This is a genomic window from Pseudomonas weihenstephanensis (assembly GCF_001043055.1).
Lineage (GTDB): Bacteria > Pseudomonadota > Gammaproteobacteria > Pseudomonadales > Pseudomonadaceae > Aquipseudomonas > Aquipseudomonas weihenstephanensis.
Genome location: NZ_JYLF01000004.1, coordinates 25,295 through 50,991, shown reverse-complemented (window position 1 = coordinate 50,991; position 25,697 = coordinate 25,295). Strand labels below are relative to the sequence as shown.

At 60.2% G+C, this 25,697-nt stretch carries 24 protein-coding genes; 13 read left to right on the top strand and 11 right to left on the bottom strand.

Annotated features, from left to right (window positions below):
• Positions 1-10 precede the first annotated feature (10 nt).
• Complete coding sequence (locus TU86_RS11010) at positions 11-304, bottom strand: hypothetical protein (RefSeq protein WP_048364350.1); 294 nt, start codon at positions 302-304, stop codon at positions 11-13.
• Positions 305-391: 87 nt separating this feature from the next.
• On the opposite strand from TU86_RS11010, the gene pbpC reads away from it, so the two are divergent.
• The 3 genes from pbpC to TU86_RS10990 all read left to right on the top strand — a co-directional run bounded on the left by pbpC (position 392) and on the right by TU86_RS10990 (position 6,805).
• Positions 392-2,734: a peptidoglycan glycosyltransferase PbpC gene (gene pbpC / locus TU86_RS11005; protein ID WP_082152882.1), complete on the top strand. Its 2,343-nt coding sequence runs from the start codon at positions 392-394 to the stop codon at positions 2,732-2,734.
• 382 nt (positions 2,735-3,116) lie between these two features.
• Positions 3,117-4,940, top strand: a complete 1,824-nt coding sequence (locus TU86_RS10995) for a collagen-like triple helix repeat-containing protein (RefSeq protein WP_082152881.1) — start codon at positions 3,117-3,119, stop codon at positions 4,938-4,940.
• Between the two features lie 182 nt (positions 4,941-5,122).
• Positions 5,123-6,805: a ShlB/FhaC/HecB family hemolysin secretion/activation protein gene (locus TU86_RS10990; RefSeq protein WP_048364349.1), complete on the top strand. Its 1,683-nt coding sequence runs from the start codon at positions 5,123-5,125 to the stop codon at positions 6,803-6,805.
• 109 nt (positions 6,806-6,914) lie between these two features.
• On the opposite strand, the gene TU86_RS10985 is transcribed toward TU86_RS10990, so the two are convergent.
• Together TU86_RS10985 and TU86_RS10980 are read right to left on the bottom strand one after the other, a co-directional pair.
• The gene (locus TU86_RS10985; RefSeq protein ID WP_048364348.1) at positions 6,915-7,325 is read right to left on the bottom strand and encodes a response regulator; all 411 of its coding nucleotides are present in this window, start codon (positions 7,323-7,325) and stop codon (positions 6,915-6,917) included.
• A 51-nt stretch (positions 7,326-7,376) separates the two neighbouring features.
• Positions 7,377-7,604, bottom strand: coding sequence for a Flp family type IVb pilin (locus tag TU86_RS10980; protein WP_048364347.1), 228 nt, complete (start codon positions 7,602-7,604; stop codon positions 7,377-7,379).
• A 349-nt stretch (positions 7,605-7,953) separates the two neighbouring features.
• Here TU86_RS10980 and cpaB point away from each other — a divergent pair, with 349 nt between their 5' ends.
• Genes cpaB through TU86_RS10940 form a run of 8 tightly spaced genes read left to right on the top strand, consistent with a single transcriptional unit; the run spans position 7,954 to position 15,376 of the window.
• Positions 7,954-8,889 carry a Flp pilus assembly protein CpaB gene (cpaB, locus tag TU86_RS10975; RefSeq protein WP_048364346.1) on the top strand — a complete coding sequence of 312 codons (936 nt, stop codon included), beginning with the start codon at positions 7,954-7,956 and terminating at the stop codon, positions 8,887-8,889.
• A 28-nt stretch (positions 8,890-8,917) separates the two neighbouring features.
• Positions 8,918-10,144, top strand: coding sequence for a type II and III secretion system protein family protein (locus TU86_RS10970; protein WP_048364345.1), 1,227 nt, complete (start codon positions 8,918-8,920; stop codon positions 10,142-10,144).
• Complete coding sequence (locus TU86_RS10965; protein WP_048364344.1) at positions 10,141-11,331, top strand: CpaE/TadZ family protein; 1,191 nt, start codon at positions 10,141-10,143, stop codon at positions 11,329-11,331. Before TU86_RS10970 ends, TU86_RS10965 begins: the two co-directional genes overlap by 4 nt.
• A complete protein-coding gene (locus TU86_RS10960; RefSeq protein ID WP_048364343.1) occupies positions 11,328-12,605 on the top strand; it encodes a TadA family conjugal transfer-associated ATPase in 1,278 nt (425 codons plus the stop codon). Before TU86_RS10965 ends, TU86_RS10960 begins: the two co-directional genes overlap by 4 nt.
• A 10-nt stretch (positions 12,606-12,615) precedes the next feature.
• Entirely contained in the window at positions 12,616-13,500 is an 885-nt protein-coding gene (locus tag TU86_RS10955) for a type II secretion system F family protein (RefSeq protein ID WP_048364342.1), read from the top strand.
• Position 13,501: 1 nt separating this feature from the next.
• Positions 13,502-14,386, top strand: a complete 885-nt coding sequence (locus TU86_RS10950; RefSeq protein ID WP_048364341.1) for a type II secretion system F family protein — start codon at positions 13,502-13,504, stop codon at positions 14,384-14,386.
• A gap of 14 nt (positions 14,387-14,400) precedes the next feature.
• Entirely contained in the window at positions 14,401-15,093 is a 693-nt protein-coding gene (locus TU86_RS10945) for a tetratricopeptide repeat protein (RefSeq protein WP_048364340.1), read from the top strand.
• 13 nt (positions 15,094-15,106) lie between these two features.
• On the top strand, positions 15,107-15,376 hold the full coding sequence (locus tag TU86_RS10940; RefSeq protein ID WP_048364339.1) for a DUF3613 domain-containing protein: 270 nt from the start codon (positions 15,107-15,109) through the stop codon (positions 15,374-15,376).
• A 127-nt stretch (positions 15,377-15,503) separates the two neighbouring features.
• Here the strand turns inward: TU86_RS10940 and TU86_RS10935 are convergent, their stop codons facing one another.
• Complete coding sequence (locus TU86_RS10935) at positions 15,504-16,283, bottom strand: response regulator transcription factor (protein ID WP_420876366.1); 780 nt, start codon at positions 16,281-16,283, stop codon at positions 15,504-15,506.
• A 119-nt stretch (positions 16,284-16,402) separates the two neighbouring features.
• Positions 16,403-16,852: a prepilin peptidase gene (locus TU86_RS10930; protein WP_048364744.1), complete on the bottom strand. Its 450-nt coding sequence runs from the start codon at positions 16,850-16,852 to the stop codon at positions 16,403-16,405.
• A 95-nt stretch (positions 16,853-16,947) separates the two neighbouring features.
• Here TU86_RS10930 and TU86_RS10925 point away from each other — a divergent pair, with 95 nt between their 5' ends.
• A complete protein-coding gene (locus tag TU86_RS10925) occupies positions 16,948-17,388 on the top strand; it encodes a TadE/TadG family type IV pilus assembly protein (protein WP_048364337.1) in 441 nt (146 codons plus the stop codon).
• A complete protein-coding gene (locus tag TU86_RS10920; protein ID WP_048364336.1) occupies positions 17,385-20,138 on the top strand; it encodes a PAS domain-containing sensor histidine kinase in 2,754 nt (917 codons plus the stop codon). The genes TU86_RS10925 and TU86_RS10920 overlap by 4 nt, the downstream gene beginning before the upstream one ends.
• On the opposite strand, the gene TU86_RS10915 is transcribed toward TU86_RS10920, so the two are convergent.
• The 6 genes from TU86_RS10915 to TU86_RS10890 all read right to left on the bottom strand — a co-directional run bounded on the left by TU86_RS10915 (position 20,135) and on the right by TU86_RS10890 (position 25,695).
• Complete coding sequence (locus tag TU86_RS10915) at positions 20,135-22,138, bottom strand: pilus assembly protein TadG-related protein (RefSeq protein ID WP_048364335.1); 2,004 nt, start codon at positions 22,136-22,138, stop codon at positions 20,135-20,137. The two genes, TU86_RS10920 and TU86_RS10915, sit on opposite strands and share 4 nt — an antisense overlap.
• 274 nt (positions 22,139-22,412) lie before the next feature.
• The gene (locus tag TU86_RS10910) at positions 22,413-23,012 is read right to left on the bottom strand and encodes a DUF4136 domain-containing protein (protein ID WP_048364334.1); all 600 of its coding nucleotides are present in this window, start codon (positions 23,010-23,012) and stop codon (positions 22,413-22,415) included.
• Positions 23,013-23,036: 24 nt separating this feature from the next.
• Positions 23,037-23,663, bottom strand: coding sequence for a DUF4136 domain-containing protein (locus tag TU86_RS10905; RefSeq protein WP_048364333.1), 627 nt, complete (start codon positions 23,661-23,663; stop codon positions 23,037-23,039).
• Between the two features lie 24 nt (positions 23,664-23,687).
• Positions 23,688-24,437, bottom strand: coding sequence for a methyltransferase domain-containing protein (locus tag TU86_RS10900; protein WP_048364332.1), 750 nt, complete (start codon positions 24,435-24,437; stop codon positions 23,688-23,690).
• A complete protein-coding gene (locus tag TU86_RS10895) occupies positions 24,434-24,739 on the bottom strand; it encodes a MazG-like family protein (protein WP_048364331.1) in 306 nt (101 codons plus the stop codon). Before TU86_RS10895 ends, TU86_RS10900 begins: the two co-directional genes overlap by 4 nt.
• 101 nt (positions 24,740-24,840) lie before the next feature.
• On the bottom strand, positions 24,841-25,695 hold the full coding sequence (locus tag TU86_RS10890; protein ID WP_048364330.1) for a MaoC family dehydratase: 855 nt from the start codon (positions 25,693-25,695) through the stop codon (positions 24,841-24,843).
• Positions 25,696-25,697: the final 2 nt, after the last annotated feature.

Here is a 25,697-nt window from a genome sequence, read left to right as displayed (position 1 = left end):
GCACGGTGTTTCAGCTAATGACCCAACTCAACACCCACAGCCCCAATAGCAGCCAGATGACGCCGCCGATGATGGACGCCCGCATGAAGGCGCGTACCGCGTTGTACAAAAACAGCAACCCGATGACCAGCACGGCGATGCTCACGATCGAGGTGTCCATGCCCAGCGCACGGGCCATGCCATCGATGAAATTACCGCCCGCCTGGGTGATCGCGTTGAACAGACCACTCAGGCTTTCGACGATCCAGCGCACCAACGTGCCCAACCATAGGCCCAGATTTCCAACAAAACTTTCGACGTGCATGGGGGATGTTCCGATTAATAAGACGGCCACTGTGCCAGAGATACCCATTGGGCAACCAGTCAGGATGCAAAGTTGCGTAACCGGCGAATGTTAGTGTCGACCCGGCTTAAAAAGATCCTGTGCTGCAGCCTCGCCAGCGTGCTGCTGGCGTGCGCCTTGCTGTGGCTGGCCGACCGGTTGTGGCCGCTGCCGTTGCCCAAGGATGACTTGGCCCGCGTGGTGCTGGCCGAAGACGGCACACCGCTGTGGCGCTTCGCCGATGCCAACGGCGTGTGGCGCTACCCGGTGAGCACGGACGAGGTGTCGGCGTATTACCTCGACGCGTTGCTGACCTATGAAGACCGCTGGTTTTTCCGTCACCCCGGCGTGAACCCGTTGGCGCTGGGGCGTGCGGCGTGGCAGAACCTCACGGGCGGGCGCGTGTTGTCGGGCGGCAGCACCTTGTCGATGCAGGTTGCGCGCCTGCTCGATCCGCACGAGCGCACACTGACCGGCAAGGTGCGCCAACTGTGGCGCACGGCCCAGCTGGAATGGCATTTGTCCAAGGACCAGATCCTCAACCTGTACCTCAATCGCGCGCCGTTTGGCGGCACCTTGCAAGGTGTTGCGGCGGCCAGTTGGGCCTACTTGGGCAAGTCGCCGCAGCACCTCACGCATTCCGAAGCGGCGCTGTTGGCCGTGCTGCCACAAGCCCCGAGCCGGTTGCGCCCTGACCGGCACCCGGCGCGGGCGCAGGTGGCGCGCGACAAAGTGCTGCGGCGCGTGGCCGAGTACCGGGTGTGGCCACAAACGGCGGTGGACGAAGCACTGCAAGAGCCGTTGTTGCTGGCTCCACGTCTGGAGCCAAGCCTGGCGCCGTTGCTGGCGCGGCGCTTGAATCGCCCCCACAGCCCGCCGCTGATCCGCACCACACTGGATGCCAACTTGCAGCGTCGCCTTGAAGACCTGCTGCTGGGCTGGCGCGCCCGGTTGCCCGACCACACCTCGGCGGCCATTGTGGTGGTCGAGACCGAGAACATGGCGGTGCGTGCGTACTTGGGGTCGGTGGACATCAACGACACGCGGCGCTTTGGCCATGTGGACATGATCAGCGCGCTGCGTTCGCCGGGTTCCACGCTCAAGCCGTTTTTGTACGGCATGGCGATGGACGCAGGGCTGATTCATTCCGAGTCGCTGTTGCAAGACGTGCCACGGCGCTACGGCGATTACCGGCCGGGGAATTTCTCGATGGGCTTCAGTGGCCCGGTGTCGGCCAGTGCGGCGTTGGCCATGTCGCTTAACCTGCCTGCGGTGCAATTGCTCGAAGCCTACGGGCCGAAACGGTTCGCCGCGGACATGCGCAATGGCGGCGTGCCCTTGAGTTTGCCTGCGCTGGCGGAGCCCAACCTGGCATTGATTCTGGGCGGCGCAGGCAGCCGACTGGAAGACCTGGTCAGTGGTTACAGTGCATTGGCGCGCGACGGTAAAAGCGCCAATGTGCGCTTGCAACCCAGCGATGAACTTCATGAGCGTCGTTTGTTATCGCCGGGTTCAGCCTGGGTTATCCGGCGCATCCTCAGTGGTCAGGCACGCCCTGATCGTGATCCTCGTGCCGAACTGGTACAGCGGCCGTTGCTGGCGTGGAAAACTGGCACCAGTTATGGCTTTCGCGATGCACTGGCGATAGGCGTAGGGCCGCGTTATTTGATTGGCGTGTGGATCGGGCGCCCGGACGGCACGCCGGTGCCCGGCCAGTTCGGCCTGGCGTCGGCAGCACCGCTGATGCTGCAAGTGCACGATGTCTTGAGTAACCGCGACAGCCAGCGCGGTATTGTCGCGCCGGTGCAAGCGGTGCCGGGCAATGTCGGGGTGGCGGCCATTTGTTGGCCGTTGGGGCAGCCGCTGAACAAGGCAGATCCTAACTGCCGACGCCAGCGCTTTGCCTGGACGCTGGATCACACCACGCCGCCCACCTTGCTGGCGGCGGACCAACCTTTGGGCGTGGGCTTGCGCGAAACGATATGGGTCAATGCACAAGGTTTACGTGTGGGGGCGCAGTGCCCCGGCGCGCAGGAGCAAGACGTCGCCCTGTGGCCTGCGCCGCTGGAGCCGTGGCTGCCCAGGGTTGAGCGACGTGAAGCGCGCTTGCCCAAAGCCTCCACGCAGTGCCCGCCGCCTGCGCTGCATTCGGTCACGCCGCTGTCGATTGTGGGCGTGCGCGACGGTGACCGTTTGCGCCAGCCTGCCGCCAGTGTGCAAGCGCTACGGCTCACGGTGTCGGCGTTGGGTGGGGACGGGCGCCGTTGGTGGTTTCTCAATGGTGCGCCATTGGGCGACAGCGCTCACCAGGACTCACTCAGCACTACGCTGGAGCAACGCGGGCGTTATGAGCTGAGCGTACTCGACGAAGGCGGGCAAACTGCGCGAGTCGGGTTCAGCGTGGTGGAGTAACTCGCTGTAGTGGCTGGCGCAGACTGCGATTAAGCCCGTGGGGTTGTCGAGGAAACGGGCCTGCCAGGCAGTCCATCGCAGCCTGCGGCAGCGACTACAGCCACGGTGTCAATTGCGGTTATAGCGTTCGTTATAGTCGGCTGACGAAGTTTTTTTAAAGCGTGAGAATTCCGTGATATTTCAGGGTTTTTTTAACCCCGATCCCTCCCTAGGTATTAATCCCAAAGAGCATTAAACGCCTCGTTATAGAAGGGGTTAATACCAAGTTGTGAATTGTTCAAACAGGCCCTTGGGGTTGTTATGTCTGTAACGGATGAACGTATCTCTGACGACAGAGCAGAGAACCTTCGAACTCAGGCAAGCAGGTGCAAGGGAATCGATCATGAATACTCAACTGTGGTTAAAAACAAGTACTGCCTTACTGTTGGTCATGACTGTCAGCCTGTCGGGTTGCAGCAGCGGCGGTGGCGGTTCTAAAAGTCATGTAGCGGCCAGTACTCCCGACAGCAGCACAGGCGCAGGCGATGGCGGTACGGGCGGCGGAACCGATGGTGGAACTGGCGGTGGCGATGGCGGAACGGGCGGTGGCACCGGAGGTGGCGATGGCGGCGGCACCGGTGGCGGAACTGGTGGTGGCACAGGCGGCGGCACCGGTGGCGGAACGGGCGGTGGCACAGGCGGCGGCACCGGTGGCGGAACTGGTGGCGGAACTGGTGGTGGAACTGGTGGTGGCACAGGCGGCACCGGTGGCGGAACTGGTGGTGGCACAGGCGGCGGCAACGGTGGCGGAACTGGCGGCGGCACGGGCGGTGGCACCGGTGGCGGAACTGGCGGCGGCACGGGCGGTGGCACGGGTGGCGGAACTGGCGGCGGAACTGGCGGCGGCACAGGCGCAGGGACCACGCCGTTAGTCACCGGTCAGGTTGTCAGCCAGATTGGCACGGCGCTCGGCGGTGTGGGCACAACGGTCAGTGGCCTGGGCAACACCTTGACCGGCGTACCCGTGGTAGGCGCAGCCGGCGGTCTGGTGGTCAATACCGGTAATGCGGTGACCTCGGTCACAGACGGTATCAACAAGGGCATCGGCACCCTGGGCACTGACAAAGACTCGCTGGGCATCACTGTGGCAGGCGCGACGACTGCGGTGAGCGACCTGGGTAAAGGCGTCACATCGCTGGGCACGGGTGTCAGCACCCTGATCGACAACACGCCGATCAACCAGATACCGGTGGTGGGCGGTGTCGTGAATAAAGTCACGGACGCAACTGGCGGTGTAGTGGGCAATTTGGGCAATACCGTCACGATGCTTGGCAATACCTTGACCGGCTCTGTCACGACCGGACCGTTGGGTAAGGTGACGGGTGGGGTGAATGACAAGGTGCTGGTGCCGGTGATCTCACTGGTGGAAAACGTCACCGGCAAAGTGGGCACAACGACAGGCGTTGGCGCTCCCGTGGACGGTTTGCTGAACAAAGTAGGCACGGTGGTCGGTGGCCTCGGTGACAAGGTGGCGGGCACGGGTAATGGCAACCCGGTCACCAGCCTGGTAGGGGGTGTGCTGGGCGGCGTCGCGGGTGCAACCGATAAAGCCGGGGGCTATGTCAATCCTGCTCCGGCCACCGGTGGTGGCGCGGGGGGTGGCGCGGGGGGTGGTTCAGGTGGTTTGCCGGGCATCGCTGGCGCCGGCTTGCTGGAAACCGTCGGTGGCGTGGTCAACGGTGTCAGCACCGGTCTGGCAGGTGGCAGCACCAGTGGTGTGGTGGATGCGGCGGGGGCTAATGGCAATGCCATCGGCAATACCGTGGCGTCCATCGGTGGGGCGTTGGGCGGCACAGGTGTCGCAAATAACGCAGCCGGAGCGCCTTTGGCCGCAGTCACCACCACGGTCGGCACAGCGCTTAACCCGGTCACCAGTGCGGTGACGACGGTCACGCAAAACGTCGGGGCGGCGACGGGCGTGGGCGCACCGGTCAGTGGCCTGCTCAATCAAGTGGGCGGTGCCGTCAGCAGTGTCGGGGTCAAAGTGGATGCGGGCAGCAACAATCAAGTGGTGAGCGCGGTCGGTCAAACGGTCAATACCGTGGGCGCTACAGTGGGGGCTGTCGGGGGGCTGTTGAACGGTGGCACACCCGCTCAGGGCGGGGCTGCAACCGGTGGTCTGGGTGGCGTACTCGGTGGCCTGGGCAATCTGGGCAAGAAAAACTAACGAATTGCACCTGGCCGGTTCGACGGCCTTACCTACAGCGCCTACAGTTGGTTGAGACGAGAGGTTCAGATGAATCTCTCGTCTTTTTTCATGCGAGGAATGTAGGAATTGCACCGGGTAGCGTTGCAGTCAGACGACGCGTCCACCTCGTCATGTCGCGGTTGTTGACCAAGGAGTGTCATATGCGTACTTGCGTTCCTCTTCTGTGTCTGGCTTTGACCCCGTATGCGTTGGCTGAGCCGCTGCCGCGTTTTCTCAACAGCAACGACACGATGCAAACCCTGCCCACGCCCAACCTGCCGGTCGATGCTTATCGCCCGCAAAAGCCTGCGTTGCAACTCCCTAAGCCTGGGGCCGTCGAACCACCGCCGCTGGTCATGGGCACGAAGCTGACCATTCGTAAATTGCAGATTGAAGGGGGCACGGTGTACCCGCTCAAGGAGTTGGGCGCGGCGTATCAACCGCTGCTTGGGCATGAAATCAGCCTGGCACAACTGATCGATGCCACGCGCACCCTCACCACGCGCTATCAAACCGATGGTTATCTGCTGTCTTACGCCTATCTCCCGCCGCAGGACTTTGCGCAAGGACTGGTCCGGGTGGTGCTGGTGGAAGGCTACATTCGTGACTACACCGTGCAAGGCGATGTCGGTCGGGTGAAAGGCTTTATTGATGAGTTGGTGGACAAGCTCAAGGGCGAGCGCCCTTTGACGCGTAAAACCTTCGACCGCTACGCGACGCTGATGGGCCGCATTCCGGGCGTCACCCTGCAAGCGCAAGTGCCGCCACCGGGCACCACCGATGGCGCCTCAACCTTGACCATCAACGCCAGCCGCAAGCCGTTCACCACCAGCATGAGCCTCACCCAAGGCAGCCGTGACAGCACGCAGGCGTTGTTGGGTGTGAGCAGCAACTCGCAAACGGCGATGGCTGAGCAACTGACGTTGAGCGGGCTGTTCCCGCCGGGTAACGACAAAGAACATTACTACCGCATCGACTACAGCCAATACCTGAATGCCGAAGGCACCCAGTTGAGCCTGTACGGTGCGCGCTATCGCAGCGACCCCGGCAGCAGCATTGCCACCAGCGACGGCTTTGAACTCAAACCGCATCGCGAGAATGATCGCTTCTCGATTGGCGTCAGCCATCCGCTGATTGCCGCGCCGAACCAGTGGCTCAGCGTCGGCGCGCGTCTGTATGGCGTGAACGACAGGACGGATTACGATGTGGTCGGTTTTCCGGTCAGCATCAGTGAAAAAACCGATGTGCGTGCCTTGGCGTTTGAGGGGGATTGGCGCAAATCCAATGCCAAGCAATTGCGCATCGTCAGCGCCGGTTTGTACCAGGGCATGAATGGCTTGGGTGCCAAGAGCGAAACCAGTCTGACCGGTAACCAATACGACCTCGATTTTTTCCGCCTGCGCCTGTCGGGCGTACAGAGTGACACCTTCTTTGAAAACTGGCAGGGCGTGATGTCCGGCGCGTTGTATTGGAGCAGCGACAGCCTGCCCGACAGTGAGCGCGCGGTGTTTGGTGGGCAGAACTTTGGCCGTGGCTACCCCGATGACCAAGCCTCCGGCGACAAAGGCTGGGGGGTGGCATATGAGGTCAACTACAGCTTCAACCGGGACGGTGAGTGGGTGAAATTGCTGCAACCGTATGGGGTGCTGGACAAGGCCAAAACCTGGTTCAACGATTTACCGTTCAAAGGTTCGGACATGTCATCGGCGGCCGTGGGTCTGCGTTTTGGCGACAAGCGTTATTACAACATCGCCCTCGAAGTGGCCAAACCCATGTCCGACATGGCGCTGGACAGCTTCAACCGTCGCCCGCGCTACACCTTGAGCTTCAGTTACCAGTTGTAAGACGTACTTGGGGTGGCTGACCAAGGCTGCGATGTTGGACCTGCCACGTTAAACATCGCAGCCAGCGGCAGTTCCTACGCGGGGTGCAGCGCTCGTAATAACGGGAGGATCAGTGCTCAGCCAGACTTAGGGTGGGCAATGGGAAGAGGTTGTTGAGGGTGTCGAGCAGGCGTGCGTGGTAAATGGGTTTGCGGAACAGGTCCAACACCTGCAAGCGCAGCAAATCACTGACGTCGTCCATGTCGGCATGGCCCGACATGACAATCACCGGCAGATGTTGGCGGGCGGTGTGTTCGCGCAGGCGCTTGATCAGCGAAATACCACTTTCTTCAGGCATGCGCAGGTCGGTGATGACCAGCGCAATGTCGGGGTGTTTGGTCAGCTGTTGCAGCGCGATCTTGACTGACACCGCGGTAAAGCAACAAAAACCCTCGCCCTCCAGCAGCTCGGCCAGCTCCAGAAGTGCGTCCTCTTCGTCATCCACGAGAAGCAGTTGTTGGCGTGACGAAGAGGTTGTCATCTTGCTGTCCTGTAAAAATGGAACGGTCAAATATGTTTCCCCTCTGTGCTCTTACGTCACCGTCGTGCCGCCCAAGGCAGTCACGACTTTGTTTAAAGTACTTTTAATAGCATCTGTAAAGGGGGTTGCAAAAAGAATAATTGCCAGTGCAACGATCCCCACAATCACCACGTATTCAATACCCGCCGCCCCGTCCTTGCGCTTAATCAGTTGTTGGGTGTGATAGACACAGAACGCCTGAGCTGGCGCATACACTTTAAGAACAGTATCTAAAAGCATCAGACTTCTCCTTAGTGTTAGTGCGCCGAGGCGGGCACTGTGTAACGGTGGTGCGACATAATTCCTATTTGCCACCACAGCATTGTCAACAAAGCTCAAGCTCACAACTGTAAGAAAGGATTAATCACAAAGTATTAATCCATCCAGGTCAGGCGAAGCGGATCCAAAAAAGGTAAACAAATCAAAGTGTCTGATTTATCAGCTAGAAATAATCCGCTCAGTAATGGCGTTTTGTCCTAGCTGCGCTACCTTCAAATAGCGAAATGGTTGCAAGCCGTCTTGACGTTCATAGCTACCTGATTGCGAATGATTTTTCGTCTGCCATACGCAGTGGGAAGGGAGTGCCAATATGAACAATCGTCGCAGTCTGGTACTGGCCGGCGTCCTTTTTTTAGGCGCCATTGCTGCCGGTTTTTGGGGGTTGATGTTGACCCGCAATCAGCCTGTTGCCCCCGTTCCTGTGGCCCAAGTGGTGGAGCAGGGCGCCGCTAATCTTGAGGATCAGACCAAGCAATCGGTGGTGGTGTTGAGCCGTGATGTAGCCCCGCATGTGGCCCTGACTGCCGAAGATTTGACGCTGGAAAAATTGCGCACAGCGCCCATTGGCAGCTTGACCTCTATCGAACAGGCGGTGGGGCGAACGCCGTGGCGCGCTCTCAATGCAGGCACTTGGCTGACCGAACAAAGCTTCGAAGTGGGCGGGCCGCTGGCGCGCATGATTCGCCCGGATGAGCGTGCGCTGGCCGTGGCAATTGACGAGGTGAGCGGTGCTGCCGGGCAGTTTGGCCCCGGTGATTACGTTGATATTTTGTTGTTTCTGCGCCAGGACACCGCCAACCCTGAACCCTCGGCGCAACTGGTGCTGCCGGCGGTGCGGGTGTTGAGTCTGGGCGATGAACTGGGGCTGACCAGTGACGGCCAGCCCGCCAGTGCGGCACCCACGCCCGAGCAGGCTCAACAGCAAGCGGCGCGCCGGGTCAGTGCACGCACGGTGGTGCTCGCCATTCCCGAACCGTTGGTCAATCAATTAATGCTCGCGACGCAGGCCGGGACGTTGCGTCTGGCGGTGCGCAGCGCGCAAGAGCAGCGTTTGAGCAAGTACTGGTCGGGCGATGAAGACGCCTCCAGCAATGTGCAAGCGGCCAGGCGCGGGCTTTATCAGTTCAATCAATTAGCCATGGCAAGCCCGGCCAAAGCCCCGGCCACTCGCCCTGCTGGCGCCCCTCGGGTGCGCGGTATCGAGATTATTCGGGGCGCTCAAACCGCCCAACAGCCTGCCCAATAAAAATTCCTGATCTGCAAGGAAGTCCAGCATGAGTCAACGTTGTGTGCCGCTGTTCAAATGCGCTGTCTGGACGCTGGTGTTAACTGGTGTGTGTGTGCAAATGGCCTCGGCGGCCTCGGCCAGTTGCGCGTCATTGGGGGCATTGCCCTCCGTATTGGAAGTGGCGCAAGGCACCCAGCAAGCACTGGATTCTCCGGTCAGCATTACCCGCATTGCAGTGGGCGACCCGACCATTGCCGATGTGCAGGCCAATGGCGACAGTGCCTTTGTGCTCACGGGCGTCGCCCCCGGCACCACCAGCTTGATGGTCTGGACCGCGTGCTCCAAATCGCCACGCCAGAGCATGGTGTTCGTCAAAGGCAAGGCCAGCAGCGGCTTCACCACGGCGTCCCTTGCACCCTCTGAAGACCCGACCTTGCCCAGTCAGGTACAGACCGACATTCGTTTTGTCGAAGTCAGCCGCACCAAGCTTCAGGAAGCCAGTACTTCGATTTTTGGCATGGGCAGCAACTTTCTGCTCGGCTCGCCGGGCGCGCTGATTACCACGGCCGAAAACATCATCACGGGCGGCCCTCCCGCCAATAACAAGTACTTCAACATCGGTTTTGGCGGCGGGCGGGTAAGGGCGATGATCAATGCTCTGGAAGGCAGCGGTTTTGCCTACACCCTGGCGCGTCCAAGCCTGGTCGCGTTGAGCGGTCAAAGTGCGACGTTTCTGGCGGGAGGCGAGGTGCCGATCCCGGTGCCCAGTAGCGGCAGCGATAACGTGTCGATTGAGTACAAGGAGTTCGGTATCCGCCTGACCTTGACCCCGACGGTGGTCAGCCGTGATCGCATCCTGCTCAAAGTCGCCCCCGAAGTCAGCGAGCTGGATTACACCAATGCGGTGAACATCGCCGGTACGCTGGTGCCCGGCCTGACGGTGCGCCGCACCGACACCAGCATCTCCCTGGCCGACGGCGAGAGTTTTGTCATCAGTGGGTTGATCAGCTCGCGCAACAGCTCCCAAGTGGATAAATTCCCCGGCCTGGGCGATATCCCGATTCTGGGGGCGTTTTTCCGCTCCTCCAACATCAGCCGCGAAGAACGCGAGTTGCTGATGATTGTCACCCCGCATTTGATTCAACCCTTGGCGGCCAACGCGCAACTGCCGTCGTTGCCTGGCGAAAAACTGCGCAACTACGACCCCAATTGGTATCGCCTGTATTTCCTTGAAAACGGCAATTTCAATCGCCGTAGCGGGTTATCCAAATGAGCGAAAGCCTGAGCCAGACGTTTCTCGCACTGACGCGCAACAACACCGATCTTGAATGGTTACAGGGGGCGCTGGCGCCGCTGGGGCAAGTGGTGGGGGCGGGCACCAGCAGCCTGGACGAGCTGCTGGCACTGGTGGATGTGACCTTCGCCGGGCTGGTGTTTGTGGGGCTGGACCGCGAAAAAGTTGTGGCCCAGTGCGCGTTGATTGAAGGCGCGCTGGAAGCCAAGCCGATGCTGGCGATTGTTGCGTTGGGCGATGGCATGGACAACCAACTGGTGCTCAACGCCATGCGCGCCGGAGCGCGCGACTTTGTCGCCTATGGCTCGCGTTCCAGCGAGGTCGCAGGGCTGGTGCGGCGCCTGAGCAAGCGTCTGCCAGCGGTCACGCCGAACGCGCAACTGGGTGGCCTGACCGTGATGTACAGCGCGCAGTGCAATGCGGACGGCGCGTTGCTGGCCAGTCATCTGGGGCTGGTGGTGCAAAAGAGCGGTCAACACACGCTGTTGCTGGATTTGGGTTTGCCGCGTGGCGACAGCATCGCGATGTTGGGCCTTGAAAGCACGTTCTACTTTGGCGACGCCTTGCGGCATTTGCGCCGCCTGGACAGCACGCTGATCGACAGTGCGTTTACCACCGCCCCCGGCGGGCTGCGGATTTTGGCCTACAGTGACAGCGACGAACCGCTGGAGCACACCAGCGCCGCCGAGTTGTACATGTTGCTCAGCGCCTTGCGTCAGCACTTTCAGCACATTGTGGTGAACCTCACGGGCCAGCCTGACAGTGAAGCCTTGCGCACCTTTGTCAGCCATTGCGACAAGTTGCTGTGGTACACCGATCAAAACGTACTCGATTGCCGCCGCAACCTGGCCATTCTCAACCTGTGGCGCGCCAAGGGCATGAAGCTCGAACATGCGCGACTGTTGGTGGACCGTTACCTGCGCGGCGTCGCGCCGGACGCCGATGCACTGGCCAAAAGTTTTGGCCTTGAAGTACTGGCCACGTTGCCCCCCAGCGACGAACTGCGCATGAACGCCAAAAACCAGGCCACCACCCTGTTCGAGTTGGCCCCGCGAGAAGCGCTGAGTCAGGGCCTCAAAACCTTGGGCGAGCGCTTTGCCAAACGTTCCGAGGGGCTGGAAAAACCGTCTGCCAAATGGTTGAACCGTCTGTGGGGGGTTAAATGAGCGGCGAAAAATTATTCGGCGCGGGCCTGCATACCAAGAATGGGCATGCCGATCACGACAGCCTGAAACTGGTGCTGCATCGCTACATCATCGATGCGATCGAAGAGTCCGGCAAAAACCTGCTTGAAGACTCCCGTCAGGCGTTGTCGCAATTTGTGACGGACAAAGTTGCCGAGTACGTATCCCGCCTGCACCTGGCGATCTCGCGCTATGAAATGGAGCGTTTGGCGGAAGAAATCGTCGACGAACTGACCGGTTTCGGCCCGCTGGAAGTGCTGCTGCGCGACCCGGCCGTTACCGAAATTCTGGTCAACGGGCCGCACCGGGTGTTTGTTGAACGCGACGGCATCCTGCACCAGAGCGAGCTGCGCTTTATTGACGATCACCACGTTGAACGGGTGATGCAGCGTATTTTGGCGCCGCTGGGGCGCAGGCTCGATGAGTCCTCGCCGATGGTGGATGCGCGCATGCCGGACGGCAGCCGAGTGAACGCGATCATCCCGCCGATTGCGCTGGACGGCCCGTGCCTGTCGATTCGAAAGTTTCGTAAAGACATGCTTAAAAGCACTGACCTGATGGCGATGCAAACCATCGACCAGGCGATTTACGCGTTTATTCAAGAGGCGGTTGGCCAGCGCTGCAACATTTTGATCAGCGGCGGTACGGGCACCGGCAAGACCACGCTGCTCAACATCCTCAGCCAGTTGATCAACCCGTACGAGCGCCTGGTGACCATTGAAGACGTCGCCGAATTGCAGTTGGGGCACCCGCACGTCGTGCGTCTGGAAACCCGCCCGCCGAATGCCGAAGGCCACGGCGAAGTCAAAGCCAGCGACTTGATTCGCAACGCCCTGCGCATGCGCCCCGACCGCATCATTCTGGGGGAGATTCGCGGCGTCGAAGTGCTCGATGTGCTGACGGCGATGAACACCGGCCACGACGGCTCGATGAGCACCGTGCACGCCAACACCGCGCAGGATGCCCTGCTGCGCCTGGAAACCCTGGTGGGCCTGACCGGGCGTACGGTGGCAGAGAAAACCTTGCGCCAAATGATCTGCGCCGCCCTGGATGTGATTATTCAACTGACGCGCATGCCCGATGGACGCCGCTGTGTCAGCGAGGTGCTGGAAGTGGTCGGCGTGCGCGATGACGTCTACGTGACCAACACCCTGTTTCGACTGGACCGGCGCACCGGTTTTGGCTTTATGCGCGAAGCACTCAACCCGGCGGGCGACAAATTGCGTCGTGAACCGATTGTGAATCTCCACGGCTGAGGCGCTGCCCATGATCCCGGCCCTGATATTGCTCTTGCTCGCTGTGCTGATGTTCGGCTTGGGACTGTTTATTGTTTTTCATGTGATGCGCGATCCTGCCACCAGCCGGGTGCTTGATCGCCTGGCCGAAGGGCAGCCTCAATCGGGCGCAAAGGCGGTGGGCGTGGCCTGGTTGGACCGGGCCTTTTTGCAAGCCGGGTTAGGGCGCCCCTCTGAACGCCTGGGGCTGTGGATTGGCCTGTGGGCGGGTGTGATCACGGTGGCTGGTTTGCTGGGCGGGTGGTCATTTTTCATCGCCAGTGTGTTGCTGCCGCCGTTGCTGTTGAGGGTGTTCATCAGTTGGCGCTATCACCGACGGGTGCGGCGCATGGTTGAGCAACTGCCGCAGTTACTTGATCACTGCGTGCGCAGCTTGAAGGCCGGTCGCACGTTGGCTGACGCCGTGCTCCTGGCCATTGAGGCGTCGAGTGATCCGCTTAAAACGGGCATCAGCCGTGTGTCGCGCAACGTACAGCTGGGTGTGAGCTTGCCCGACGCGGTGCAAGACTTTGCCCAGTTGTATGAACGTGAAGAGTTTCGTCTGTTTGCGCTCGGCTTGAGGGTCAACCATCGCTATGGCGGCAACGCCAGCGAATTGCTGGAAAACCTGATTGTGCTGATTCGCGAGCGTGACCAGGGCGCTCGTCAACTCAAGGCCATGACCGGTGAAACGCGCATCACGGCCATCGTGCTTGGCGTGCTGCCGATTCTCTTATTGGCGTATTTCTCACTGACCAACCCGGGCTATTTGCCCAAGTTATGGAACGACTCAGCGGGGCAGCATTTACTGTTGGCGGCACTGGCTATGCAGGTGATGGGCAGTTTAGCGCTGTGGCGGATGGTAAGGAGCGTATGACATGGCGTTGCTGATCAGTGCCGTTTTACTGCTGTGCGCTTTGGCGCTGGTGATCAATGCTGTGATCCGGCAACGTCTGCGTCAGCAGCGTGTGGTCCAGCGATTACAAGGTGAGACCACCAGGGCCGGCAAGCTCAATGTGTGGCTGCGGGCGATGGGCAATAGCAAAATCGGCCAGCGCTCGATCACCCTCGACACCGAAACGCAGACACTGCTCAACCGCGTGGGCTGGCGCACAGCGGGTCAGCGCTCGCTGTTTGCTGCGTTTCAGATTGGCACCCCGTTGGTGGTGGCCGGGCTGACGTTTGTGGGCCATGAAGTGCTGTATCCACGCTCGGGCAACGTGTGGGCCGTGTTGCTTTTAGGCATGGCTGTCGGCTATCTGCTGCCCAAGCGGTTATTGGCTTTCGCGGCTGCCCGGCGTCAGCGGCAGGTGGCCACTGAAGTTTCAACGTTTATCCCGTTGCTGCGCATCCTGTTTGAGTCCGGCATGGCGGTTGAGCAGGCTTTGCGGGTGCTGAGCCAAGAAGCGCGACAGTTGTTGCCGGTGCTGACCGCAGAGTTGCGACTGGTGCTGGCCCGGGTGGATTCGGGGCTGGAGCTGAGCCAGGAACTGCAAAAAGCCGCGAGCTTGCTGGCCGTGGACGAGTTTGATGACACGTGTGTGATTCTTCAGCAGTTGATTCAACAGGGGGGCGGCGCGATGAAGTCATTGCAGGCACTGAAAAGCCTGCTGGATGACCGACGCCTCACACGTATGCAGGAATACATCTCAAAAATGTCGGCCAAGATGTCGGTGGTCATGATGTTGTTTCTGTTCCCGGCCTTGCTGATGGTATTGGGCGGGCCGAGCATTATCGCGATCTCACGGGCCTTTGGCTCATGATCAGGAGTGTGTGCATGAAAGCTGTGATCGCTGCGTTTGGGCTGCTGATGTTAGGCGGCTGCGCGACCCCTGGGGCCAGTAACCCGCCGTGGCTGGCCCTGAACAGCAGTTGCGCCAAATTGAGTGGCGATCAGGAGCTGTCCATGAACCTGGCGGATGACATGGCCAAGCAAGGCAAGCTGCACGCCAGCCTGGCCAACCTGCAAAGCCTGCCCGAGCGCTACGGGCAAGTGCAGTTGCGTAAGGCGCGCATCTATCGCCAGTTGGGGCGCAGCGACGCTGAGCCGCTGTATCGCGGGTTGCTGGGCACCTGTTTGGCGGCTGACGGTGAACATGGCCTGGGCCAGTTGGCGGTGGGGCGTGGGGACAACGCACAGGCGCTGACTTATCTGCAAAATGCCGCCCGGCTGGCGCCCACCGATGCCAACATCCGCAATGACTTGGGCGTGGTGTATCTGAATTTGTTGCGTGTTGACGATGCGCGTTTTGAGTTTCTGACGGCATTGGAACTGAGCAAGGAAGATGACGGGTTGGCGGCGTTGAATTTGGTGACGTTGTTGATCTATCAAGACAACTGGCAGCAGGCAGCGGAGCTGGTCACGCGTGCCGGTTTGACCCCGCAACACGTGAGCGATGCCCAAGCGCGCGCTCAAGCGCTCAAGGCGCCAGCCAAAGCGGCCAGTGATCAGGTTGCAGCCATAAAATAATTGGAGGTGTGCCATGCCGTTAACCGTGCGTATGGGGTTGTTATTGGCCGTCATGCCGATGAGCGTGTGGGCCATCGAGCCTGGGCCGTCGTCCTCCTATCAGCAAGAAACCGAAAACTGGTTGCAGTTACAGGTCAGTGGTAAGGCGCAGTCAGCCGTGCCGCAGACGGTCACCCCGCAAGAGCGCGAACAAAGCCTGCAACGCTTGTTGAAAAGTTATGAGCATGAGATTCCCGAGTATTACAAACAGGAATCGAGTGGCGGGAGCGGCACGTCCAATTGATGGGGGCTGTCACGGCCCAGGTATCGGATGACGGCCTGGAGGCAGTGCGTAGCCGCTAGCGCAGGTTGCGTGCGGCGGCTTCAACCCCGGCGCTCCGGCTGGCGGTGCGCCTACAGCGCGGGAAGGGTCAGTGCGCCGTCAACCGGTGCTGCTGCGCGTTGGCGTTGGGGGACAAGGCCAGTGCCAACTGAGTACGGTTGTTCATGTGGGTCAGGCGCAGTACCTGCGAGACGTACAACTTGACGGTGTTTTCAGTGATGCCCAGATCACAGGCAATTTGATAGTTGGTCTGGCCTTTGCCCACCAACCGGGCCACGTCCAATTGGCGCGGCGACAGTTGCTGGAAGATGGCAGGCATCAAGGCGTTGCTGTCCTCGCTGGAGCCCGTGTCGCTGGAGGTGGCACGAGGCGGGCGGCGCACGGCTTCCATGTCTTGGTAGAGGTCGTCAATGGAGTCGGCCAGGAACTGTAGCTTCTGGTTCAAATGCCCGAGTTGTTCATTCTTCATTCGTTCGCGCAACAGTGCTTCCTGACGCTGAATGCCTTCGAGTAATTCGTTGAGGTCGACCGGTTTTTGATAGTAGTCGGCGACCCCGCAACGCAACGCTTTGATCACGTCTTGTTTGTCTGCGCGACCGGTGAGGAGGATGCTTTCAAACAGCCTTTTTTTGCCCGCGAATTTTTGCAGGTGTTGCGTCAGTTCGATGCCATTCATGTCGGGCATGTGCAAATCACACAGCACCAGACCAATCTCAGGGTCGTCCTTGAAGCTTTCGAGCGCCTCACGGCCCGATTCACATGGCACGCAACGGTAACCGCTGCTCTCCAGAAACTCGCAGAGTTCTTCGACAATCAACGGTTGATCATCGACCACCATTACTTTTATTAGAGGACTGGGCGTGTTCACGCGTTACTCCATGCCTGGCAAGCCAATTAAGGGCGTCCAGCTGTCCTCTTCTTGAGGAAGCTTGTTTAAAAGTAGACCTACTTTCCCACGCTGTACATGGAGCTAATCCTACGTTTGAACTACGCCAGGCACAGTGTCGTCAGGCTAAAACCTGCTAGCAGGAAGGGCGCGAAGGGGACTTTTTTTGGCGCAGCATCCAGGGGCGGGGTCTCAGAGGGTGTAACCCGTTGATAGATCAGCGGGAATATTTTTGACGCGAAAAGAGTCCACGACAGCAAGCACACACCGGCACCGATAAACGTGCCCAGTACCGTCAGACGATCGGTTGCCAGAGCAAGTGCGATCAGCAGCTTCACGTCACCGGCGCCGAATTTATGGAGCGCGTAACCGGGCAGGGTCAACAGCAGCACAATCAGCAGGGCCAAGCCGCCCTCGCTGGCCGGTGCGCCGAGCCAGGTATGGCCGTTCCAGAGCAGGTACAACAACGCCAGCCCTGTGCCACCCAACGTTAAGGTGTTGGCGATCTGGCGCTGATACAGGTCTTGAATGGCACACGCCGATAACCACATGAACAGAACGATTAATTGCGTCACGTATTCGGCGTCCCTTTTTGGCGAATGATTCTATGCTGATATGACGTGTAGTTGTCAGGGTAGACGCAGTCATGAAAACAGGCCTTCGCACAAAACAAAAAGGCGCGGCTGCCATCGAGTTTGCGCTGGTGTTTGTGGTGTTTTTTGCAGTTTTTTACGCGGTTGTCAGCTACAGCTTGCCGCTGTTGCTGATGCAATCATTCCATCACTCGACAGCTGAGGCGGTGCGCCGCAGTGTGGCGCTGGACCCCACCGTGTCACCCAGTACGTACACCGCGGATGTGCAGGCGCGCGCGCTGACCGTGCTGGGCGAACAACTGTCATGGGTCCCTGCGGGCCTGAAGGGCAGCGTGCAGAAAACGGCGGTTTACAGCGCGGGTGTTTTGACGGTCACAGTCAGCCTGCCGTCGTCGGCGCTGAGTGCGGTCCTGCCAGTGCTGGTGCTGCCGGGTAACATCAGGGTGCCCAGTCTGCCGACGACGTTGACGGCCCAGTCGAGCCTGCAATTTTGATCACCGGCGAGCGTTTGTTCGGGCGCCTGCTGGGTCGCACTCATGAGGGTTTACCTGTGCCCGCCCGTTCGGCGCCGCGCCTGGAGGCGGGGATTGAAGTGCGGCTCGACCCCCAGGGCCATGTTCTGGAAATACACGGCGCGCAGCATCACGGTGTGGTCATGGGCAATGGCCCTGCGCGTTTGTTGATTGATTATCTGGTGCCCGGCAGCACGCAGGCACTCGAAGGCACGCCAGTGGACTGGCAGGGCCAAAGCCTGGATCTCACGTTTCAAGGGGCAGGCAGCCACGTTGTGCACACCCGGGGCTGGGTGCAACCGCAGGCTGACGGCTGGCTGCTGCAACTGTTGGACATCAGCGACCTCTTGCTGGGCAATCAACAGGCCCGCAGTCGTGAACGTTGCCAACTGCTCACCACGCACATGAGCGAGCAAGTGCGCCAATGCATCCCTTCACGTTTACAGGCGGTGGTGAGCGACATGCTGCAACAGGTGGCGCAGCTCTGGCATGTGCCGTGCGTCGCCTTGGCCTTAGCGGATAACGCGCAAACGGGATGGACGATCTACAGCGCGTTTCATCGCCATGACGCCCCGGCGCTCTGGGAGGTCGATCAACCCGCCGGCAGCGCCCTCGACAGCCTTTACGGCCAGGCTCCCCAGCGCTTTGAACCCCTTCACGGCAACCGCGAACATTCAAGGCTCAACGGGTTGTTCGGCAATGCCGACGGTTTTTTGGTGCCTTACAGCGATCATCAGGGCGTGTGCGCGTGGTTGTTGTTGGGGATGTACCCGGCCTCTGCGCATCCGCCCGCGATGGGCGATAACGATTGGTTGCAAGTCTGCGCGGCGTTGGCAGGGCCGTTGCTGGGGCGCTTGCGTGAGGTTCAGCATGCCCGGCAGATGGAGCGCATGGAGGCGTTGCAAGGGTTACTGGGCAGCGGCTGGTGGGAGTGGTCGCCCGCCCTTGAGCAACTCCAGCTGGCGCCGCCATTGGCGGCCAGTGTGGTGCCGGGGCAGAGCGCTTATTTGTCTCGCGAGCAATGGCTGGGACTGTTTCACCCGGCCGATCGCGATGAAGTGGCCAGCCGTTTCAATGAGCTGCTGGTGCATGACAAGGCCTGCTTGCTGTGCGCCCGGTTGCATCAGGCTGACAGCACACAACCTGCGATGTGGTATCGCCTTCAGGGGCAAGTGCTGGGGGCAGGCGACGCGCGACGCATCGTGGGTTATATGCTCGATGTCAGCGACATTAAAAACCAGCAGCAACAGGCGGCTGCGGCGCATGCCCGGCTCGACAACCTGATCGCCAGTTCGCCCGCAGTGATTTATGTACAACGTTATGCCGAGGGCGCGTTACTGCCCGTCTTCTTCAGCGCCAGTTTGCAGCCCTTGCTGGGCTGGACGCTGGAAGAATGCGCGGCAGGCGAATTAATTGAGTGGGTGCACCCCGACGACCGCGAACAGTACTTCGCACGCACCCGCCAATTGCTGCGTGAAGGCAGCGTGAGCAGCCGCTATCGACTGCGTGATCGAGGCGGCGCTTATCACTGGCTGCTCGATGAGGCCAGGCTGCTGCGCGACGATTTGGGCTTGCCTGTCGAAGCGGTGGGCTTGTGGCTGGACATCACCGAAGCGAGCGAGGCCGCTGAGCGGGTCAGGCACAGCGAAGAGCGCTACCGCATGCTGGTCGAAGACTCCCCGGCAATGATTTGTCGCTACAGCCCCGACTTGACCCTGAGCTTTGGCAACCGCCCCTTGGCGACTTATCTGGAGTGCGCGCCGCAACAACTGCCGGGGATCAATTTGAGCCGTTGGTTATCGGCGCAGCAGCATCAGGCGTTTGTACAGCGCCTGGCCACGTTGACCCCCGAGTTCCCGGTCAGCACCGCCGAAATCAGCCTGCAACTGCCGGGGCGTGAACACGCATGGTGGGTGTGGTCGGACCGTGGCGTATTTGATGCGCAGGGGCAATTGATCGAAGTGCAGGCCGTGGGGCGCGACAACACCGAGGTGCGCCGTGCGCAACAGCAACTCACCCAAAGCGCGAAAATGGCCACCTTGGGCGAGATGGCGACCGGGCTGGCGCACGAGATCAACCAGCCGTTGAACGTGATGCGCATGGCCATCGTCAACGTGCTCAAACGCCTGAGCAACGGGGACGTGCAAATTGATTACTTGCAAGACAAGCTCAACCGCATCGACGCCCAAGTGCAACGCGCTGCGCGGGTGGTGGATCACATGCGGGTATTTGGGCGGCGTTCGGAAATAGAGCAACACCTGTTCAACCCTGCCGTTGCCGTCGAAGGCACCTTGTCGTTGCTCAGTGAAGGGTTGCGGGGCAAAGGGGTTGAGGTGCGTTGTGAAGGGCTGGACAGCCTGACGCAAGTGCGCGGTCACGTCGATCAACTGGAGCAAGTGCTGATCAACCTGGTGGTCAATGCCCGTGATGCGCTGCTGAGCAAACGTGAGACTGATCGCGACTTCCAGCCCTGGATCGCCCTTGGCCTGCAACCGGATCACGACGCTGTAAAGCTATGGGTCCAAGACAACGCGGGCGGGATTGATCCGCGGTTGCTGGAACGCATTTTTGAGCCTTTCTTCACCACCAAACCGATTGGCGTTGGCACCGGGCTGGGGCTGTCGGTGAGCTACGGGATCATCGACAACATGGGCGGGCGTCTGAGCGTCAGCAACACCGAACACGGGGCACGGTTTTGCGTGACGTTGCCGGGCGCGGTTGCAACCGCTTAAAGCACCAACTGAGCACGCCCGCCTTGCCCGCAGGTGAGGTTCGCGCCGATTTGTACATCGACCAGGCTGATGCCGAGGGTCTTTAGCAGACTGTTAACAATGGGGTCCAGCAGAGAACCCAGCAAACTGGTCAGCGAAGGTAAAAGCAGCGTCACAACTCCACTGATGGCGTTTGTCGCAGTTTGGACAACGGTGCTTAACGGATTATTGTTCGACGGGGTATACGCCTGAATTTTCACACCCGCCAGGGTCGTACCCAGGCTGTTGATAACGTCTTGGGTGGCCGGTGTGCTTTGAATGGTCGGTGGCAGCTTGAGATTTGTAGGGGTGGAATCCGGGACGCTGTTTTTAGAGAAGATCAGCGTCTGCGAAGAGGGCGACGGAGCAACCTGTGCGTTCACCGTCAGGCCGATTCCGCCCCCTGCGAATGGGGTGCGATCGCCGCAGGTGCCGATCAGGCCCAGAATGCGGTGACACGTTTTTATCCCCACATCCACAATCGGCACCGCCAGAGGCGTAGGCGGGGCGCTGGAAGCGAATGCCGTGACAGGATCAATTTTACCTACCCGGATGGTTGCCAACGACTTGGTCGTTGCAACCGTCAAACTCTTGGTGCCGCTGCTGCCTGTCGGGCAGGTATACCCTGTGACCTGCGCAGTGGCAGAGGCGGCATCAACACTGATATCAATTTGCGGGGTGGGTAGCAGAAGAACGTCGAGCTGTTGGCAACCAGCACCCAGCAGGCAAAGCGCATTACCCAGTGTGGTGACCAGATTGAGGCTTAGCAGACTGTTGAGGACCGGCGTCAGACCGCCGACGAGGTCGGTGATGGCATTAGTTAAACCGGCGATGTTGCTCAATAACGGAACGTTCAACGAAATCAGTGCCCGAACTTGCGCTGTACGTACGAAGAGGTTTTGCTTGCTTGGGTCGCCCACCACTGAAAATTGCGGTGGTTCTATCACTTTCAAACGCACGGTGACGCTCAGAACGCCCGGGATATTGACCGGCAACGTCAGGGCTACGGCATTGTTGGCATTCGCCACCTGAAGGAATGCTTGAAGCAACTGCATCAGTTGTAGATTGGCGTCTAGCCCGGCGGTGGAACTTGCAGTTTGCAGCTTGAGCAAGTCCCCTAATGTGACCACGGCCGGGTTCAGTTTCACGGCGGTCTCTAAGCCCAGTAAGGCGGCTTTCACCTCTGCTGTGGCGCCGTTAATGTTCATTACGGTGGCGGCGGTTTGGATAAGTTGCGTCAGGTTGGTTTTGGCTGCAAGCAGACTGGTGTAATCCCCTGCGCTTAATTTCAGGTCAATGGCTAACTGGTTCATATAGCTGAGCAAGTTGATATCACTCTTGATCAGTCCATCCCAGCCCCCCACGGTCAGGTTGAGACTCCCCCCTGCCAGCCCGCCGATCACTGCGTTGAGCACGGCGGCCTGTGAATTTGTGGTGACACTCGCCAACGTACTGCGAATGCTGATTTGCGCCAGTGTGGCGTTGGGTGATGCCCCCACCGCACTGGCCGTTAGCCGGGTGTTAAAGCCAAAGGTGCCTTTGGAAAACAGGTCCCATAACCCACCCGCGACGCTGGTCGGGACCACCGTGGTGGTGATCACGCGGATGGCGTCGGACTTGCTCGCATCGGCACTGAACGTGCGCAGTTTGTCGCTGCCGGTAATCAGCGTGCCGCAGGTGGCGCTCACCGTTTGTGTGGTGGAGGGCGTGAAGCTGTTGCGTGTGGCGCTGGCGACGGAGTAGACCGTGGCGGTGTTCGAACCGGCGGCGGCTACACAATTACCGCCCCGGCTGACGGCTTCGAGCACGGCCACATCGGCGACCCGTTGCAACTTGCGTTGTTCCAGATACAAGCGGCCGCTGTCCACCACCAGCAACATGAACAACAGCACCAAGCCCAGGGTCAGTGCTGCGATCAAACCGATTGCACCCCGTTGTTGCCGGGGGCTGCTTAAGCACACGCCACGCAATTGGGGAGACATCGAGCACTCCTTTGCCGGCTTGCTGCCGAGCGCAACTCTCCAAGGGTGAAAAGGAGTGTAGTCAAGGTGTGCGCCGTGCGCTGGCGAGTTGCCAGCTTTGGTGACTGAGCGGGCAACTAATGCCCACCGTCGCAGTGGCCGAAGGCAACGTGCGAGTGCGAAGCGATCGTTAACCTGATGAAGGCGCTGTGCTTGATGCACCGCATTCCAGGGTTTACGAGCGCTACGCAGCCGCGCACTAATCGTCAGCGATTAACGATGCGCACCCGTGGCCCTATTTCGGCTTAGGCGGGTAGTCGCTGAGGATTTTGCTCACGGCTTCATGGATGGCTGCGCTGCGCTCTTGTGGCGTCGGGCTGGTATCGACCACCTTTTCAGCACTGCCGCGCCACACCAGCTTGTCGGTTTTGGCATCTATCAGATCGATCTGCAATGTGCCCACCTGGTAGTTGATGTTGCGCACCTCATCGTAAGCCGGGCGGCCCCAGTAACCTTCCCATGGGCCGCCCCAATAACCGCCCCACGGGCCACCCCAAGGGCCGCCGTAGCCATAACCGTAGTTCGTGACCACTTGCTCCTGGCGCTCGGCGACGATCAGGTAGGTCTGCACCCACAGGTCTGCCTTGGTAGCCGGCGTCACCTGGCGCAACCCGCGCTGGTCCAGCTGATACGCCACCGCCTGCGTGATGCGTTGCAGGGTCAGGTCGCTTTTAAGCATCGGGTTATTGGGCACAAATTGCAGGGCGGGTTCTTTCCAGGCCCACGTCTGGTAGTTGGCAAAGTCGACTGAAGGGTTGTAATCGTGTGTGACGTGCATGGATTCGCAAGCGCTGAGTAACAGCGCCAGCCCCACGAGCGCGATACGACGTAGCATGATGACTCTCCACTTCAACAAGTCTTAATGAGGAGGATAGGCCTGTGTTGCTGTGTTCAACGATTCGCGCAACGCTTTTTCGCGTTCGCTCAGGCTGCCCTTACTGCTGGTTTCAGCGCTGGAACTCCACACGGGTTCGCCGGTTTTACCGTCATACAGGCTGAGCTGCACTACCATGACTTCCACTTCGTAGGTCCGCACGATGGGCACGGTGTTGTACATACCGTATTGGTTGCCATAGCGCCCATAACGGTCTCCATAGACCCCGCCGTATCCAGCCCCATAACCATAGTCGTCCTGAACCTGACGCAAGCGTTTTTCTGTGTGTAAATCTGCGCTCACCCACAGGTCAGGCGCCTGGTTGGGCCGCGCCGGGCGCAAGCCGCGTTGATCGAGCGCGTTGTTCACCGCGTCAGCGATCTGTGCCGAGTCGGCCCACGCCGTCCCTGCGGGCAGGCGACCCTTGAGCCAGCCCCAGCTTTGGTAGCGGCCGTAATCGCGGGGCGGTGGCGGGTAGGCGCTTAAGTCCACTGCATTGGCGGCATGCGCCGGTGCAGCCGGCATCGGCAGCGAGGTGGCGGTATAAGGGTTGGGGCTTTGGCAGGCGCCCAGCCCCAGGCTCAACACAATTAACCCAACGCAGCGATACATGAGGCTCCCCTCAAACGTGAGCGATTAAACCGGGCGGCACACCCAATGCAGGTAGCGGCCCAAACCTGCGAAGGCGGGATGGCGACGGTGCGCCAGTTCCATTTCAACCAACGCGTCAAGTTCGGCGCGCGCCTGGAACTCGACCGGCATGTAGTCGTGAAACACGCGCACGCCACTGTGTGTTTCGACCTGCCATAAGCTTTGCATCGCCGTCGCCAGCTTCCGTGGGTCGAGCGGCTGCTGTGGGGTGAGGCTTTGTTTTTCGCCGGCCATGTCGTTCTTGCGCATCTTGCGAAAGTGACCCTTGAGCAAGTTGCGATAGATCAGCGCATCGCGGTTATAAAACGCCAGTGACAGCCAGCCGTCTTTGGCGGTCAGTTGATGCAGCACGGGCAAGATCGCGTGGGGTTCGGCCAGCCATTCAAGGACCGCATGGCACAGCACCAGGTCGTAAGGCTCAGTCAGTTGGCCCAGCAGTTCTTGCCATGAGGCTTGAATGAACGTAGCGCTTTGGCCTGCTTCGGCGAAGCGCTCACGTGCGCCGTCGAGCATGGGCGCGGCCGGTTCGGCCAGGGTCACGTCGTGGCCTTGCTGGGCCAGCCACAGCGACATATGCCCAAGCCCCGCGCCAATATCCAGCACGCGCAACGGGCGTTTTGGCAGCGACTCTTCAAGGTCGGCCTGTAACACGGCCAGGCGAATGGCTCCTTTGGCGCCGCCGTAGATTTTTTCGGCGAAGCGGGTGGCCAGTTGATCGAAGTGACGGTCACTCATTTGCTGAAACGCCTTTCGCTGTCGGCTAATTTACTGCGCACCACTTCGTTCATGTCCAGGCCCAGTTCGCTGCACAGCAACAACAGATACAACACGATATCGCCTACTTCCTGACCGGCGTGCGCCAGTTTTTCAGCCGGGAGCTGGCGCGACTGGTCTTCACTCAGCCATTGAAAAATTTCCACCAGCTCGGCCATTTCGACGCTGGCCGCCATGGCCAGGTTTTTCGGGCTGTGAAAGGGTTTCCAGTCGTTGTTATCGCGGATACGGTGCAGGCGTTGGGTCAGTTCGTCGAGGTTCATTGCAGGTGTGCTCTCCAGAAGGCGCAAAGCTTGCGACTGAATGCGCGTGTGTGCAAGTAGTCGCTGTCGCAGCCTACGGGGTTTACCGCCGCGATTACGCGTTATCCCAACGGTCGCCAGCGGCCTGTCATGTGCACCAGGTTCCCGTGGCCATTGAGCTGGAAGTCGCCACTGGACCCTGCCGCGCTGGTCAGCAAAATCACCTCGCTGGGCAAGCGCACCGGTTTTTTGAAGTCGGCGGTGATCTCAATATTCGCTGCGGGCAGGTGCGAACCCAGTGCCGCCAGCGTGCGGGCTTTGAGCCACAAGCCGTGGGCGATGGCACTCGGCAAACCGAACAGCTTGGCGCTGGCAGTGCTCAGGTGAATCGGGTTGTAGTCACCGGACACTTTCGCGTAGCGGCGCCCAATGTCGTTTGCCGCGTACCAGCGCGTCAGTTCGCTCATGCCACTGGCCACGCTGGCGGCATGCTCGGGTACCTCGCCCGGCATTTCCACGCCTTTGCACAGCAAGGTGCTTTGCGCTTCCCACAGTGGGCCGAGCAGGTCATCCACCTGTGTGACCACGTCGAACGTCGCGCCTTTGGCATGCTTTTGCAGGTTGTGGGCGTAGACGCCAATGCGCAATTGGGTGACGCCGCCCATAGGCCGTAACACCCGAATCTGATTGCTCAGGTGAATCAGCCCCAGCAGCGGGAAAGGAAAGTGCGGGTCGCTCAGCAACTGCATTTGCAGCCCGAAGGCCAGCACATGGGGGTACGTTGGCGGTAAAAGCGGGCTATCGGGCACGTCGCAGACAGCGCGAAACGCTTGCAGCGGTTTGGCTTGAACCGCCACCCAGCAGCGCAATCCTGTTTCGGGCAACGTGTCACCGGTGATACTGCGTTTGGTCGCGGCATGGGCATAGAGCGCGGGCAAGTGCGGCGCAGTGTCGAGGTCGAGCCACTTAACGTTCATGG